General features: G+C 62.8%; 15 protein-coding genes and 1 tRNA gene. 12 read left to right on the top strand and 4 right to left on the bottom strand.

The genetic code is table 11. The features are described from left to right. Positions 1–177: 177 nt before the first annotated feature. Positions 178–954, bottom strand: a complete 777-nt coding sequence (locus tag ACTHNE_RS04900) for a ferredoxin--NADP reductase (RefSeq protein ID WP_324941390.1) — start codon at positions 952–954, stop codon at positions 178–180. Positions 955–1,278: 324 nt separating this feature from the next. Here ACTHNE_RS04900 and ACTHNE_RS04895 point away from each other — a divergent pair, with 324 nt between their 5' ends. Both ACTHNE_RS04895 and ACTHNE_RS04890 read left to right on the top strand, forming a co-directional pair. Then, complete coding sequence (locus ACTHNE_RS04895; RefSeq protein WP_324941387.1) at positions 1,279–1,926, top strand: dihydrofolate reductase family protein; 648 nt, start codon at positions 1,279–1,281, stop codon at positions 1,924–1,926. An 82-nt stretch (positions 1,927–2,008) separates the two neighbouring features. Beyond that, on the top strand, positions 2,009–2,653 hold the full coding sequence (locus ACTHNE_RS04890) for a glutathione S-transferase family protein (RefSeq protein ID WP_324941384.1): 645 nt from the start codon (positions 2,009–2,011) through the stop codon (positions 2,651–2,653). Between the two features lie 209 nt (positions 2,654–2,862). Here the strand turns inward: ACTHNE_RS04890 and ACTHNE_RS04885 are convergent, their stop codons facing one another. Next, complete coding sequence (locus ACTHNE_RS04885; RefSeq protein ID WP_324941381.1) at positions 2,863–3,057, bottom strand: hypothetical protein; 195 nt, start codon at positions 3,055–3,057, stop codon at positions 2,863–2,865. 673 nt (positions 3,058–3,730) lie between these two features. On the opposite strand from ACTHNE_RS04885, the gene dusA reads away from it, so the two are divergent. The 4 genes from dusA (at position 3,731) to ACTHNE_RS04865 (ending at position 7,189) form a co-directional block, all read left to right on the top strand. After that, positions 3,731–4,711, top strand: coding sequence for a tRNA dihydrouridine(20/20a) synthase DusA (dusA, locus tag ACTHNE_RS04880; protein ID WP_324941379.1), 981 nt, complete (start codon positions 3,731–3,733; stop codon positions 4,709–4,711). Between the two features lie 81 nt (positions 4,712–4,792). After that, positions 4,793–5,122, top strand: a complete 330-nt coding sequence (locus ACTHNE_RS04875) for a PepSY domain-containing protein (RefSeq protein WP_324941376.1) — start codon at positions 4,793–4,795, stop codon at positions 5,120–5,122. After that, a complete protein-coding gene (locus tag ACTHNE_RS04870) occupies positions 5,122–5,808 on the top strand; it encodes a response regulator transcription factor (protein WP_324941373.1) in 687 nt (228 codons plus the stop codon). The genes ACTHNE_RS04875 and ACTHNE_RS04870 overlap by 1 nt, the downstream gene beginning before the upstream one ends. Then, complete coding sequence (locus tag ACTHNE_RS04865; protein WP_440268674.1) at positions 5,780–7,189, top strand: ATP-binding protein; 1,410 nt, start codon at positions 5,780–5,782, stop codon at positions 7,187–7,189. Before ACTHNE_RS04870 ends, ACTHNE_RS04865 begins: the two co-directional genes overlap by 29 nt. Before the next feature lie 5 nt (positions 7,190–7,194). Here the strand turns inward: ACTHNE_RS04865 and ACTHNE_RS04860 are convergent, their stop codons facing one another. Further along, positions 7,195–7,560, bottom strand: coding sequence for a hypothetical protein (locus tag ACTHNE_RS04860; protein ID WP_324941368.1), 366 nt, complete (start codon positions 7,558–7,560; stop codon positions 7,195–7,197). A gap of 229 nt (positions 7,561–7,789) precedes the next feature. Between ACTHNE_RS04860 and ACTHNE_RS04855 the strand changes: the two genes are divergently transcribed. From ACTHNE_RS04855 to ACTHNE_RS04830, 6 genes are all read left to right on the top strand, one after another. Beyond that, positions 7,790–8,761 (top strand): biotin--[acetyl-CoA-carboxylase] ligase, encoded by a 972-nt coding sequence (locus ACTHNE_RS04855; RefSeq protein ID WP_440268673.1) that lies wholly within the window; start codon positions 7,790–7,792, stop codon positions 8,759–8,761. Then, positions 8,758–9,513, top strand: coding sequence for a type III pantothenate kinase (locus tag ACTHNE_RS04850; RefSeq protein WP_440268672.1), 756 nt, complete (start codon positions 8,758–8,760; stop codon positions 9,511–9,513). The genes ACTHNE_RS04855 and ACTHNE_RS04850 overlap by 4 nt, the downstream gene beginning before the upstream one ends. A 28-nt stretch (positions 9,514–9,541) precedes the next feature. Then, positions 9,542–10,264, top strand: coding sequence for an SPOR domain-containing protein (locus tag ACTHNE_RS04845; RefSeq protein ID WP_324941359.1), 723 nt, complete (start codon positions 9,542–9,544; stop codon positions 10,262–10,264). Positions 10,265–10,294: 30 nt separating this feature from the next. Continuing rightward, positions 10,295–10,370 (top strand) — tRNA-Thr (locus ACTHNE_RS04840). 603 nt (positions 10,371–10,973) lie between these two features. Next, positions 10,974–11,897, top strand: coding sequence for an arginase (rocF, locus tag ACTHNE_RS04835; protein WP_324941354.1), 924 nt, complete (start codon positions 10,974–10,976; stop codon positions 11,895–11,897). A 71-nt stretch (positions 11,898–11,968) separates the two neighbouring features. Beyond that, positions 11,969–13,348, top strand: coding sequence for a tryptophan--tRNA ligase (locus ACTHNE_RS04830; protein WP_324941352.1), 1,380 nt, complete (start codon positions 11,969–11,971; stop codon positions 13,346–13,348). 57 nt (positions 13,349–13,405) lie between these two features. Here the strand turns inward: ACTHNE_RS04830 and ACTHNE_RS04825 are convergent, their stop codons facing one another. Further along, positions 13,406–13,795 (bottom strand): BON domain-containing protein, encoded by a 390-nt coding sequence (locus ACTHNE_RS04825; protein WP_440268671.1) that lies wholly within the window; start codon positions 13,793–13,795, stop codon positions 13,406–13,408. Positions 13,796–13,833: the final 38 nt, after the last annotated feature.

Genomic DNA, 13,833 nt, shown 5'->3' with positions numbered 1-13,833 from the left:
TTTACAATTTGCTCGCGCGCTGACTGTGTGGGTATTGGGATACCGAGGGGAAGGGAAGTGTGCGCGACTCGTTGGTTGGGTTAGCGCTTCGTAACCCAACGATTGTTCGCTTTGAGGAAGGTTCGTTGGGTTACGCTGCGCTAACCCAACCTACGATTGCATCCGGGTCCGCGCGGTTCACTTCTCGACAAACGCCCGTTCGATCACATAATCGCCCGGCTCGCGCGTACGCGGCGACGCCTGGAAACCACGCGCATCCAACAGCGCGCAAAGATCGTCCAGCATCGCCGGACTGCCGCAGAGCATCACGCGGTCCGTCTCCGGATTGAGCGCCGGCAAACCGATCGCGGCGGCCATCGCGCCATCCACGATGTTGTCGGTGATACGGCCGCGGTTGCGGAACGGCTCGCGCGTCACCGTGGGGTAATAGATCAACTTCTCGCGCACCAGCTCGCCCAGGTATTCGTGCTGCGGCAGTTCGTTCTTGAGGTAATCGGAATAGGCGAGATCACTGATGTTGCGCACGCCATGCGCCAGCACGATCTTGTCGAAACGCTCGTAGCTTTCCGGGTCGCGGATCAGGCTCATGAAAGGCGCCAGGCCCGTGCCGGTGCCCAGCAGGTATAGATGCTTGCCGGGCTTCAAGTCCGTCAGCACCAGCGTGCCGGTCGGCTTGCGGCTCACCGTCACGCTATCCCCGGGCTTCAGGTGCTGCAGCCGCGAGGTGAGCGGGCCGTTCTCCACCTTGATCGAAAAGAATTCCAGATGCTCTTCCCAACTGGCGCTGGCGATCGAATACGCGCGCATCAGCGGGCGACCTTCCACTTCCAGGCCGATCATCACGAATTGCCCGCTGTCGAAACGAAAGCCCGGGTCGCGCGTGGTGCGGAAGCTGAAAAGGCTCTCGTTCCAATGATGAACGTCGATTACTTGCTCGGTCGCCAAAGCCACCATGGTGTTTGTCTTCTCAGGTTGTGGAACAGGGGGAAGCACGCTGTACCAGACAGCGCGTGACTCGCGGGGAGAGGCAGGGCCGTTGCCGTGCGAGCGCCGTGTTTGCCACGGACAAGCCGCATAGATTACGGCATTTGCCCTGCTTCCGGGTTAACCGCCTCCTGACATGGGGGCCAGGGCAGGGCGGACAAGGGAAGGCTGGGATAGGCTGCCAGCCCATAGGCGCCCGCGCCTGGCCTGTTTGTCGATTTGGTGCGCGTGTCTTCGTCGTTCAGAAGCAGAAACCGGCGCCGCCGGATCATTAATCCGTTCGATGGAGTGGTTATGACCAAGCTTGTAGTGAAATGCCTCGCCGTATCGCTTGACGGCTATGCCGCCGGTCCCGATCAGAGTCTGGAGAACCCGCTGGGCGTGCGCGGCCCGGAACTGATGGAATGGTTTTTCCACACGCGCATGTGGCGGTCGATGCAGGGTGGCGACGGTGGCGAAACCGGCATTGACGACGGGATCGCCCAGCAAGGTTTTGCCGGCATCGGCGCCTGGATCATCGGCCGCAACATGTTCGGCCCCGTGCGCGGACCGTGGCCGGATGAAAGCTGGAAAGGCTGGTGGGGCGAGGAGCCGCCCTATCACGTACCGGTGTTCGTGCTGACCCATCATCCGCGCGAACCCTTGGTGATGAAGGGTGGCACTGTGTTTCATTTCGTCACCGATGGCATCGAATCGGCGGTAAAGCAGGCCACTTCAGCGGCGAATGGCAAGGACGTTCGTATCGGCGGCGGCGTGGCGACCGTACGGCAGTTGTTGAGCACATCGCGCATCGACGAAATGCATCTTGCGGTAGGGCCGGTGCTGCTTGGCAGGGGCGAGCATCTGTTCCAAGGCCTCGATATGCACGCGCTTGGCTACCGGTGCGACAAAGTGGTTCCCGGAGAGCGTGCTACGCATATGTTCTTGCGCAGAGGGGCGTGATGGTGCGATGTCGGTTTTCGACATGCCCGGTCGTCGTTCCTGCACAGGGCCCCTAGGGGCGTACCAAAAAAGGTTGGGAACGATGATCACGGTCTATGGCGAAGGAAGAGGCTTCAGGGTTGTCTGGCTGCTGGAAGAGATGGGTCTGGCCTATCGGCTGAGGCCGGTGGATCTTATGGCGGGCGTCGAGAACGACCCGGAATTCCTGGCCATCAATCCTGCCGGTTTCATTCCCGCGATCCGGGACGGGGACGTCACGATGGTCGAGTCCATTGCGATCATGGAATACCTGATGGCTCGCTACGGACCGACACCGCTCGCGCCTAACCCGCACGACGCCAACTTTCACACGTACCAGCAGTTCCTCCACCTCGGTGAAGCCGGTCTTGCAGCCTCCATCTACTTTGTCGTCGGCGCCCGCAATTTTGCGCCGGAGTCCGAGCGAAAGAACTGGAGCGCCGACCAGGCGCTGGGCGTTTTCGAAAGCCGGCTGTCATTGGTGACACGGCAGCTGGCACGCACGCCCTTCCTCGCTGGCGACACGTTCACGGCCGCCGATATTTCGGTGACCTACGCGCTGGAACTGGCGCAAACGAGTGGGGGCGTCACGCTCGGCGAGGTCGAGCGGTCTTATATGGAGCGGACGCGCGCGCGCGAAGGCTACGAGCTCGCCATGAATGCATGTCCGTCGAGGAAGGCATGGCTCGCCAAGGCAGGCGTTTCATAGCCGCTTACAGTGCGGCCCCAACGTAGTGAATTTATATGATGGGGTGACCTCCAGAAGGCGTTCCGCGCGTCTTGCACGCGGGGAGGGCACATGGATGTGCCCGGCTTTGAGGAGCGAGGAACAGACGGCCAGTCTGCCCTGCGCCGCGCAACACACCCTGCAAGCCTTCTGGAGGTCATGCCGGGTACGTGGAATAGATCAGAGCATCCTTAACTGTTGCCGCCTAGTTTTAGCTGTTCTTCCGCTAATTTGCTCTTGAGAACATCAAGCAGCATGAGGTCGTTGGCCAGCTCCATGTGCTCATCGGAATCCTCGTCGAGTTGCCTCAACTTCGCCGTGCCTTCGTCAAGCTGCTTTTTTACCAGCAAGGACAAGCAGCGTAGTTCCTTGATATCAAGCTTCATTATCCCGCCTTCTCATCTGTTGCACCCAAGAAGCACGGCACGGCAAATGGTTCGAGCTCACGAAGTTTTTCCAGATAGGTTTCAAGCGACATATCGTATAGAGGGCGGACAGTAAAATGCCGTTTGCCAGGGCTGCATCTTCATCAAGTGAAACGTGTAGACCGGGTGGCAGCTTCGTGCCCTTGGGTATCTTCCACCACAGTACCCCAAACCTTGGATTGCGGAAGTTGAATAGCGAAAGTCCTCCGGACTTTGCATCAACAAGGCCGTTTTCCTTGATTCGAATGTCCCAACTCTCCTCTTCGGTCCCTGGAGGGGAGGTTCTTATGTAGTCCATCTTTGCGATGGCCTTGCGGCCGAGCCTAAAAAGATCGCACGGAAGTACTACGTAAATTCCAGCGGCGTGTGCATATCAACTCCTGTCGATAACTAGACCGTGAGGGCGGTAATTGAACTTACGTTTGGAGGTCTGCTTAATGCCCGGGTACAAATTTAAATAATTTCCATTGCCAGCATTTACTCGGTCGATGAGGTAATACTGCTGACTGACCAAAAGCTTTGTCGATCGGTTTCAAGGGCAATGATGCCTTGAGCGGTGGTTGCTGCCTCGTTGCTTTTTGAAGATTCTGTCGCAAAAGATGCGGTTATCCCTACGCCGGGTAAACTATGCGCCATGCAACGCATCGACTCCAACGACTGGCACCTGTCCGTAGCGCCCATGATGGACTGGACGGACCGGCACTGCCGCTATTTCCATCGCCTGCTTTCCCCGCATGCGCGCCTGTATACCGAGATGGTGACCAGTGCGGCGCTGGTGCGCGGCAAGCAATTGCGCTTGCTGGAGCATAGTCAGCAGGAACATCCGGTGGCGTTGCAGCTCGGCGGCAGCGATCCGGCCGAGCTGGCGGAGGCGGCGCGGCATGGTGCGGTGGCCGGCTATGACGAGATCAATCTCAACGTGGGCTGCCCTTCCGATCGCGTGCAATCTGGTCGCTTCGGCGCGTGCCTGATGCGCGAGCCGGCGCTGGTAGGCGATTGCGTCAAGGCGATGCGCGATGCGGTTGCCGTGCCGGTCACGGTGAAATGCCGTATCGGCGTGGACGACCAGGACGACTACGCGGATCTGCAGCACTTCACCGAAACCATGCTGGAGGCGGGCGTGGAAGTGCTGGTGGTGCATGCGCGCAAGGCGTGGCTGCAGGGTTTGTCGCCGAAGGAGAACCGCGAGATTCCTCCGCTGGATTACCGGCGCGTCTATCGCCTCAAGCGCGAGTTTCCGCAGCTGGTGGTGGTGATCAATGGCGGCATCACCACGGTGGAGGCAGTGCGCGAGCATCTGCAGCACGTCGATGGCGTGATGCTGGGGCGCGCGGCGTATCACGATCCTTACGTGCTCGCGCGCATCGAGCATGCGCTGTACGACGTGCCGCTGCCGTCGCGCGAAAGCGTATTGCAGCACATGCGGCCCTATGTGGAAGCGGAGCTGGCGCGCGGCACGGCGCTCAAGCACATCTGCCGCCATCTGCTGGGCCTGTACCAGGGCGAGCCGGGGGCGCGCGGTTTTCGCCGCATCCTGAGCGAGGGCGCGCATCTGGAGGGTGCGGGCTGGTCGCTGATCGAACGGGCGGTAGCGCCGATGGCGGCGGCTGCTTGAGTTCACGGCCAGCCGTCCGGGCATTATTCAGCCCAGGTTGCGCAGTATGTTCCGTCGGCCGGTTCGCCCCGGCATTCAACCATGGGACATAAGGCTTTGAAGCAACTCGCATGGATGGCCGCGGCCGGGCTGTTGGCGACCGGCGCGGCTGCCGCCCAGTCATCGCCATCGCAGCCTGGCCTGAGCCTGGACCAGGCCGTTACGCAAGTACAGCAAAGGGTGGGCGGCAAGGTGCTGTCGGCCGAGCCGCGCCACATCGGGCGCAAGGTGGAATACCGCATCAAGGTGCTCACGCCCGAGGGGCACGTCCGTGTGATCGCCGTGCCGTCTGATGCCACGCACGTGCCGCCTGCGGCACAATCCTCCCCCAAGAAATCCCCTAACGGCGGAAGCAAAAAGGAGAAACACTGATGCGCATCCTCCTGGTCGAAGACGAAGCGCCGCTGCGCGAGACGCTGGCGGCTCGACTCAAACGCGACGGGTTTGCCGTGGACACCGCCCAGGATGGCGAAGAGGGCATCTACCTCGGCCGCGAAGTGCCGTTCGATCTGGCCATCATCGACCTTGGCCTGCCCAAGATGTCGGGCATGGACCTGGTCAGGGCCTTGCGCGAAGCCGGCCAGCGCTACCCCATCCTTATCCTTACCGCCCGCGGCAGCTGGCAGGACAAGGTGGAAGGCTTGAAGCATGGCGCCGACGACTACCTGGTCAAGCCGTTCCACGTCGAAGAGCTGCTGGCGCGCATCAATGCGCTGGTGCGCCGCGCGAGTGGATGGTCCAAGCCGGTGCTGGCCTGCGGGCCGATCAAGCTCGATACCACCGCGCAAACCGTCACGGTGGAAGGCAAGCCGGTGGATCTGACCAGCTACGAGTACAAGGTGCTGGAATACCTCATGCTGCATGCGGGCGAGCTGGTATCCAAGGCCGACCTCACCGAGCACATCTATCAGCAGGACTTCGATCGCGATTCGAACGTGCTGGAGGTTTTCATCGGCCGCCTGCGTAGAAAGCTGGATCCGGAAGGCAGCTTGAAGCCCATCGAGACGGTGCGTGGACGCGGGTATCGCTTTGCCATCCCTCGCAGCGAAGACGAATGATGCCGCCGAGCGCCGCCCGTTCTCGCTGGCGGCGCGAGCAGCGCTTACCACCGGCCTGGTACTGGCAGCCTTCCTGGGCGCCATCGGCTGGACCTTGTCGCGTACCTACAACACGAGCGAAATCAACAAGCTGCAAGGCCGGCTGCACGACTACGTCATAACCTACATCGCCGGCACCGATCCGCGGCGCGACGGCACGCCGCTGATGCCGGACACACCGCCCGATCCGATGTTTTCCCGCCCTGGCTCCGGCCTCTACGCAGTGGTGCTGGGCGATGATGGTTTCCATTGGGAATCGTCGTCCGCACTGGGACGCGATTTCAGTTTCCTGCATCCGCTGCAGCCCGGGCAGCAGCAATTCATCGGCCCGGTCGATACCGAGCTTGGACGTCTTTACTACTACAGCTTCGGCGTGGCGCTGGACGTGCCCGATCGCCCTGCGGTGCGTCTCACCTTTACCGTGGCGCAGACCGAAGACGAACTGGAAAGCAACACCACCGTCTATCGACGCAGCCTGGTGGGCTGGCTCGCCACGCTGGGCGTGATGCTGATCGTGCTGCAACTGCTGCTGCTGCGCTGGAGCCTGACGCCGTTGCGCAAGGTGGCCAGCGACATGAGTCGCGTCGAGCGCGGCCAGAGCGATCATCTGGATAGCCAATATCCCGCCGAACTGACCGGCCTCACCGATCGCATCAATGCCTTTATCGAGAGCGAGCGCGAGCAGCGCACACGTTATCGCAACACGCTCGCCGATCTGGCGCACAGCTTGAAAACGCCGCTGGCGGTGATCCGCTCGCAGGTGGAAGCCAGCGAATTGCCGCCGCCGGTGCGCGCGCCGGTGCTGGACCAGGTTCGCCGCATGGACGAACTGGTCGCCTATCAGCTTGCACGCGCGGCCACCACCGGACGCCAGACCTTCGCCGCGAGCGCGGTGCCGATCGCAGGTCACGCCGAAGACCTGGTGCAGAGCCTGGAAAAGGTCTATGCCGCCAAGAACGTATTGTGCGAATTCGATATCGAAGACGGCGCGGCGTTCTACGGCGAGCAGGGTGATCTGCTGGAATTGATGGGCAACTTGTTGGAGAACGCCTTCAAATGGGCCAACCATCACGTGCTGCTGGTGGTCAAGTCACAGCGTCAGCCGGGACGCCCGCGCAACGGGTTACTGCTCAGCGTGGAAGACGACGGCCCCGGCATCGAGGCGGATAAGGTCGAAAAGATCCTGCAGCGTGGTGTGCGTGGCGACGAGCGTGTCAAAGGACACGGCATCGGCCTGTCGATCGTGCAGGACATCGTGCGCGCCTATAACGGCGAACTGACGGTGGATCGTTCGCCGGAATTCAACGGCGCCCGTTTCAGCGTGGCGTTGCCGCCGACCTGATCCGCTTACTGGATCGAGCCGGGCAGCAGCGACTGCCAGCCGAGACCGGAGGAGCCGCGCGAAGACCCATCCGGTGCGCTATCGCTGCCGAAGCGTCCCGGGCTGTCGTCCATAGTGCTGTTGCCGCTGGAGCTGCCGGAACGGCTGTTGCCGGACGATGGCGATGAAGACGAATTCGCATTGTGCGGCACGTTCATCGCATCGCCATTGGAGGACGTTGATGCATCGTGGCTGCTGCCGCGATCGCTGCTGCTGCTGTGGGTGCAGCCGGCGCCGGTGCTGCCGGCAGCCGCAGAGGCGCCCGCGGCCCACGCATTGGCGATGGCCCCAAACCCTAGCAAGCATCCGAGCAACAGCGAAGTAGCGCGCATGGCAATCAAGCCCCCAAGGCATACAGCCTAGCTTCTCGATCGTCCCAGAAACGCGCTTCGGATGCCAGTGCCCCGCATTGCCGCGGCCGCCTGCCTTGGGGCCTGCTCGCACAATTGGCGGGCTACGCCAATCGTGCGAACAGGCCCTAGAATTGCCCGATGCGAAATCCCTGTCCTTTCGTTCTCTTGCGATCCTTGCCGGCCATTGGTCTCCAGGGCAACTGAGATCATGCAGCCGCAACAGCTTCTCGCCACCCTGGCCTCCGGGGAACCCCTTTCCGGTTCGCGCCTCGCCTCTGAGGCGGGCGTGACGCGCGCGGCGATCTGGAAGCAGATCGAAGCGCTGCGTCATCGCGGGGTACCGGTGGAATCGGCGGGTACGGCCGGCTACCGCTTGCCGTGGCCGGTGCAGATGCTGGATGAGCGAGCGATTCGCTCGCGCTTGCCGACCGACGTATCGCGCCGGTTGGGAGCGCTGGAGATCGCCTGGGAGCTCGATTCCACCTCCAGCGAGTTGCAGCGCCGTGCGGCCGGCGCGGCCGACTTCAGCATCGTGATGGCGGAAACGCAGACGGCCGGACGCGGCAGGCGCGGGCGCAGTTGGCTGTCGCCGCCGGGTATGAACATCTATCTTTCGTGCCTGAAGCGATTCGAAGCCGGCTTTGCATCACTGTCGGGCCTGTCGCTGGCCACCGGCGTGATCGTGTTGCGCGCATTGCACGCGCTAGGTATCCGCGGGCCTGCTTTGAAATGGCCCAACGATGTACTGGCCGACGGCGGCAAGCTGGCTGGCATCCTGGTCGAGCTCAGCGGTGAATATCAGGGGCCTTGCGCAGCGGTGATCGGCGTCGGCCTCAATCTGCGGCTTACCGATGCGTTGCGCGAGCAGGCCGGGCAGCCGGTCTGCGATCTGGCCACGCTCGCGCACGGCGCGCCGCCGGACCGCAACCATGCCGCCGCCGCGCTGATCGCCAGCCTGATCGACGGCCTGAGCAAGTTCGAGCGCGAAGGTTTCGCGGCGTTCGTCGACGACTATGCCGAGCACGATGCCTTGCGCGGTGTGCCATTGCGTGTGAGCAGCGCAAGCGGTGATATCGATGGCGTCGGCGCCGGCATCGATGCGCGTGGCGCCTTGCAGTTGCAGACGGCCACTGGCCTGCGCAGCATCGATAGCGCGGATGTCACGGTGCGGCGCGCATGAAGCTGCTGCTGGATCTGGGCAATACGCGCCTCAAATGGGCCATGGTGTCCGCCGATGCGTGGATCGAGCGTGGCGCGGTGGCCTGGGACGAGGATGTCGCTGCGGCGCTGGCGCAGGCATGGAAGGGGGTGGCGCAACCGCTGCGCGTACTCGGCGCATCGGTGGTGGATGCGTCTCGCGAAAACCAGATCGAACAGCTGGTCAGCCAGGGTTTTGCGCATCGCATCGAATGGGTGCGCACGCCTGCCGAAGCGTGCGGCGTGCGCATTGCCTACGCCGAACCGCAACGCCTGGGTGTAGATCGCTTTCTGGCGATGGTCGCCGCGCGCCACGAGGGTCGCGCGCCGTGCGTGCTGGCCGGTATCGGCACCGCCTTGACGCTCGATGCCTTGACGGCGGATGGCCGGCATCTTGGCGGTCTGATCGCGCCCGGGCCGCTACTGATGCAGCAGTCCCTGCTGGGCGCGACGGTGCGCGTGCGGCCGGAGCATCCCGGCGCTATACACGCCATCGCCGACAACACCGCGGACGCGGTGGTCTCCGGATGCTGGCAGGCCGTAGCCGCCCTGATCGAGCGCTTCGCCTTGCACGTAGCAAAGTCGTCCGACGGTGCGCAACGACTGCTGCTGGATGGCGGCGATGCAGCCACCTTGCTGCCGCTGCTGGATCTGCCAGCCGAACTCGCCGCCGACAGCGTCCTGTGTGGCCTGCATGTGTGGGCGTCCTCACATCCATCGCCTTCATCCACCTAGAATCGAGCATCCTCGGGGGGCATGGCTGATGGTTCTGCGGCTGCTGTTTGTGCTGTTGATTGCTCTGAACATTGCGGTGGGCGCTTGGCTGCTGCTGGGCCAGAACGAAACGCACGCCCGCTTCGCCACCGATCCGGGCGTTCCCAAGCTGCGCCTGCTTTCGGAACTGCCGCCGCCGGTTACCACTGCTGCGCAGGCGGCCTCGGTGGCGTTGCCGGCGACAACGGCGGCACCTGCGACCTCGACCGGCGCGAATGCAATGGCAAATGCGCCGGCCAACGCCAACGCCGTGCTCAGCTACGCATGCATGGCGCTGGGCCCGTTCGCCACGCAGGAAGACCTGCGCATCGCCCGCAACGCGCTGAGCGGACAGGTCCAGCGCATGCGCGCGCGCCAGGAGCAGATCACGCAGCCGCGCGGCTGGTGGGTGCATCTGCCACCCAGCCCGAATCACGCTGCGGCCCTGGCGCAGGCGCGCCAACTGGGCGCCCGCAACATTCAGGACTACTTCGTGGTGAGCGCCGGCGACAATCAGAACACCGTGTCGCTGGGCCTGTTCAAGGACCCGGCCAATGCACGCAAACGCCGCGATGAAATCACCGCCGCGGGCTTCCAGGTGCAGATGACCGAACGCATCGAAACTGTGCCCGAATACTGGCTGGACCTGATCCCCACCGACAGCAAGCACTTCGACTGGCGCAGCCGCGTCCGCGACCCCGGCATCGGCTCGCACAGCACGGGCTGCTTTTAGGGCAGAGCCTGCTAGAATCTATGGCCCGGCGCCGGCATAGCTCAGTTGGTAGAGCAACCGCCTTGTAAGCGGTAGGTCGTCTGTTCGAGTCAGACTGTCGGCACCATTTCGCGCCATAGCTGCTACGCGGGCTTTTCGTAAGTGAAATGACGCGCGGGTTGCCTCGTTTAGGCAAAGAACACTTGCGGATTCCAGCGCGCAGCCTTGTAGAGATCGCGAATGACGCGTTCGAGCCGATAAGCTTGCGAGTCTTCGATACTCACCGCTGCGATGGTCAAATACCGCGACGATCCACCTCTGCCGTAGGGTAAGTCGAACCCAGGTCGCCGCTTTCGTCCACGAAGATGTGCAGAGCCATCCTTGCTCCCATGAAAAAGGCCCCTTTTCAGGGGCCTCGGATATTAGGTGACAGACCCTGGGGCTGGCGCGCTTGCATCGCGCTTACGACGCCTTTTGGGGTATCGCAGCGAATCCAGGCTTTACCTGTCGGCGGAAAGTCTGTCGGCGCGGACCCGGAATGTCAAGCACATAGGTACTCGGATTGATACGAAAAAGCATCCATTTTTCAGCGGGTTAGAGAGTGCGCGCGCCGTGCTGGCTGGGGCGCGCCGTTCATATGCAACCATGTTGCGGCGGGCCTTGTGACCACGCTAATTATCCAATCTGAGCCGTTAAACTTGGCGTTCTTGCATCAGCTAAGCAGGGCGGTATGAAAAAACAGGCGGTTGCATTGGTCGGCGTGCCGACCGATATCGGTGCGGGGCATCGCGGCGCGTCGATGGGGCCGGAGGCGCTGCGTGTGGCGCAACTGGCGGAAAAGCTGCGCCGCCGCGGCGTGGATGTGATCGACCGCGGCAACCTGCATGGTCCGATGAATCCCTGGCAGCCGCCCGAGCAAGGCTATCGGCATTTGCCGGAAGTGGTGGCGTGGAACCTTGCCGTGCATGTGGCGATCCACCAGGAACTGCAGGCCGGCCGGCTGCCGATCATGCTGGGCGGCGACCACAGCCTGGCGATCGGCTCGATCAGCGCGGTGGCTCGCCATTGCCATGAGCAGGGTCGCCAGCTGCGCGTGCTGTGGCTGGATGCGCATGCCGATTTCAATACTTCGCAAGTCACGCCTTCGGGCAACATCCACGGCATGCCGGTGGCCTGCCTGTGCGGCAATGGTCCGCGCGAGCTGGTGGAAATCGGCGATCGGGTGCCTGCGGTAACGCCCGACGTGTTCCGGCAGATCGGCATCCGTTCGGTGGACGAAGGCGAGAAGCGACTAGTGCGGCAGGCGAAGATGGACATCTATGACATGCGCCACATCGACGAAGTGGGCATGAAGCGCACGATGGAAGAAGCGCTCGACGGCGTCGACGAAAACACGCATCTGCACGTGAGCTTCGACGTGGATTTCCTCGACCCGTCCATCGCCCCCGGCGTGGGCACTACGGTGCGCGGCGGTCCGACCTATCGCGAAGCGCAGCTGTGCATGGAGATGATCGCCGACACCGGCCGCCTGGCTTCGCTGGACATCGTGGAGTTGAACCCGGCCTACGACAAACGCAACCGCACCGCGCGGCTGGCGGTGGAACTGGTCGAATCCTTGTTCGGCAAGTCCACCTTGATGCGCGAGCCGGATTGACGCAACACTGCCGTTCCATCCGCGCCAACCGCGCGGTTTTCCATCTTTTCTGACCGAGCCGATCACGCCGCATGCAAACTCGCGTCCTTACAGGCATCACCACCACCGGCACGCCGCATTTGGGCAACTATGTCGGTGCGATCCGGCCGGCCATCGCCGCCAGCCGCCGTCCCGAGGTGGATGCGTTCTTCTTCATGGCCGATTACCACGCGCTGATCAAGAGCGACGATCCGGCCCGCATCGAACGCTCGCGCCTGGAAATTGCGGCGACTTGGCTGGCGGCGGGACTCGATCCGAACAAGGTCACGTTTTATCTGCAGTCGGATATTCCGGAAATTCCGGAACTCACCTGGCTGCTTACCTGCGTCACTGCGAAAGGTTTGCTCAATCGTGCGCATGCCTACAAGGCGGCCGTGGACAAGAACGTCGAAGCAGGCGAGGACGCGGATGCCGGCGTGACCGCGGGCCTGTACATGTATCCGGTGCTGATGGCGGCCGACATTCTTGCGTTCAACGCACAGCAGGTGCCGGTGGGACGCGATCAGATCCAGCACATCGAAATGGCGCGCGACATCGCGCAGCGCTTCAACCATATCTATGGCCGCGATTTCTTCGTGTTGCCGGAGGTTGTGATCGAAGAACAAGTTGCGACGCTGCCGGGACTGGACGGCCGCAAGATGTCCAAGAGCTACGACAACACCATTCCGTTGTTCGCCGGCGGCGCGAAGCAGTTGCGCGAAACCATCCTGCGCATCGTGACCGATTCGCGCACGCCGGGCGAACCGAAAGATCCGGACAGCTCCGCGCTGTTCACGCTTTTTCGCGCCTTCGCCAGCGAAGCCGAAAGCGCCGCGTTTCGCCGCGCACTGGAAGAGGGCATCGGCTGGGGCGAAGCCAAGCAAGTGTTGTACGAGCGCCTCGAAGCGGATATCGCGCCGATGCGCGAGCGTTACGAAAGCTTGATTGCGCGGCCCGCCGATATCGAAGGCATCCTGCGCGAAGGTGCACGTAAGGCGCGGGCAATTGCCGGTCCGAAAATTGCCGAATTGCGCGATGCGATCGGATTGCGTTCGATGGCGTCCGCCGCCGCGCCCGCGACCGACACGGCTCGTCGCCAAGCTGCAAAAGCTGCGCGCCCGCCACGCTTCGCCAGCTTCCGCGATAGCGACGGCAGCTTCCGCTTCCGGCTGTTCTCCTCGGAGGGCGACGAATTGCTGCTATCCAAATCCTTCAAGGATCCAAAAGAAGCCGGCGCGGTGCAGAAGCGCTTGAAGACGTTGGGCGGCGCTGCCGCAACCCTGCACAGCCTGCCACGCTCGCTGGTGCTCGAACTGGACAGCGATCCGGTCGCCACCACCCCGGATTACGCCGACGACCGCGAACGCGACGAAGCGTTGGCCTACCTGCGCGCCGCGCTGGATCTGCTCGCCGAGCAGGAAAAAGTCGAGTAAACACCTACGCGACACTCCCCGCGCGGGGAGTGTCGCTAACCGATGCAAGCCACAGCGTTATTTGCTGCTTGAGCCGCCAGGCGTCGAGCCCGACTCACTTACCGTCAAGCCGGAGGCATCGACCGTCTTGACACCTTTCACGCCCTTGGCGATGTGAATGGCGCGAGTCTTTTCCTTCTTGGACGTCGCCGTACCGGTCAAGGTGACGGCGCCATCGGTCGTGCTGACCGAGATGTCGGAAGCCTTCACGCCTTTGGCGGCGGCGAGCTTGGATTTCACCTTGGTGGTGATCCAGCTGTCATCGACCTTGCCGGGCACGGTTTCGTTGCTGCGCGTGCTGGTCGACTGATCGTTGCTCGGCGTCTGCTGCATGGTCGACGGGGGTTGCTGCATGGTCGAAGGCTGCTGCTGTTGCTGCGGCATCGATGACGGCGTGCTCTGTGCCATCAAGGAGAATGGCATAGCGGCAAAGGCCATCATCACTC

The organism is Dyella sp. (assembly GCF_051954575.1).
GTDB lineage: Bacteria > Pseudomonadota > Gammaproteobacteria > Xanthomonadales > Rhodanobacteraceae > Dyella_B.
Note: the sequence above shows the minus strand (reverse complement) of the source record. Positions and strands in the feature narration are given on the sequence as shown.

Excerpts from the sequence above, each read along its gene's own strand:
- ACTHNE_RS04895 (WP_324941387.1), top strand. The coding sequence starts at position 1,279 with ATGACCAAGCTTGTAGTGAAATGCCTCGCCGTATCGCTTGACGGCTAT.
- ACTHNE_RS04850 (WP_440268672.1), top strand. The coding sequence starts at position 8,758 with ATGAAGCTGCTGCTGGATCTGGGCAATACGCGCCTCAAATGGGCCATG.
- dusA (WP_324941379.1), top strand. The coding sequence starts at position 3,731 with ATGCAACGCATCGACTCCAACGACTGGCACCTGTCCGTAGCGCCCATG.
- ACTHNE_RS04885 (WP_324941381.1), bottom strand. The coding sequence starts at position 3,057 with ATGAAGCTTGATATCAAGGAACTACGCTGCTTGTCCTTGCTGGTAAAA.
- ACTHNE_RS04890 (WP_324941384.1), top strand. The coding sequence starts at position 2,009 with ATGATCACGGTCTATGGCGAAGGAAGAGGCTTCAGGGTTGTCTGGCTG.
- ACTHNE_RS04855 (WP_440268673.1), top strand. The coding sequence starts at position 7,790 with ATGCAGCCGCAACAGCTTCTCGCCACCCTGGCCTCCGGGGAACCCCTT.
- ACTHNE_RS04845 (WP_324941359.1), top strand. The coding sequence starts at position 9,542 with ATGGTTCTGCGGCTGCTGTTTGTGCTGTTGATTGCTCTGAACATTGCG.
- ACTHNE_RS04825 (WP_440268671.1), bottom strand. The coding sequence starts at position 13,795 with ATGGCACAGAGCACGCCGTCATCGATGCCGCAGCAACAGCAGCAGCCT.
- ACTHNE_RS04870 (WP_324941373.1), top strand. The coding sequence starts at position 5,122 with ATGCGCATCCTCCTGGTCGAAGACGAAGCGCCGCTGCGCGAGACGCTG.
- ACTHNE_RS04830 (WP_324941352.1), top strand. The coding sequence starts at position 11,969 with ATGCAAACTCGCGTCCTTACAGGCATCACCACCACCGGCACGCCGCAT.
- ACTHNE_RS04860 (WP_324941368.1), bottom strand. The coding sequence starts at position 7,560 with ATGCGCGCTACTTCGCTGTTGCTCGGATGCTTGCTAGGGTTTGGGGCC.
- ACTHNE_RS04900 (WP_324941390.1), bottom strand. The coding sequence starts at position 954 with ATGGTGGCTTTGGCGACCGAGCAAGTAATCGACGTTCATCATTGGAAC.
- ACTHNE_RS04875 (WP_324941376.1), top strand. The coding sequence starts at position 4,793 with ATGGGACATAAGGCTTTGAAGCAACTCGCATGGATGGCCGCGGCCGGG.
- rocF (WP_324941354.1), top strand. The coding sequence starts at position 10,974 with ATGAAAAAACAGGCGGTTGCATTGGTCGGCGTGCCGACCGATATCGGT.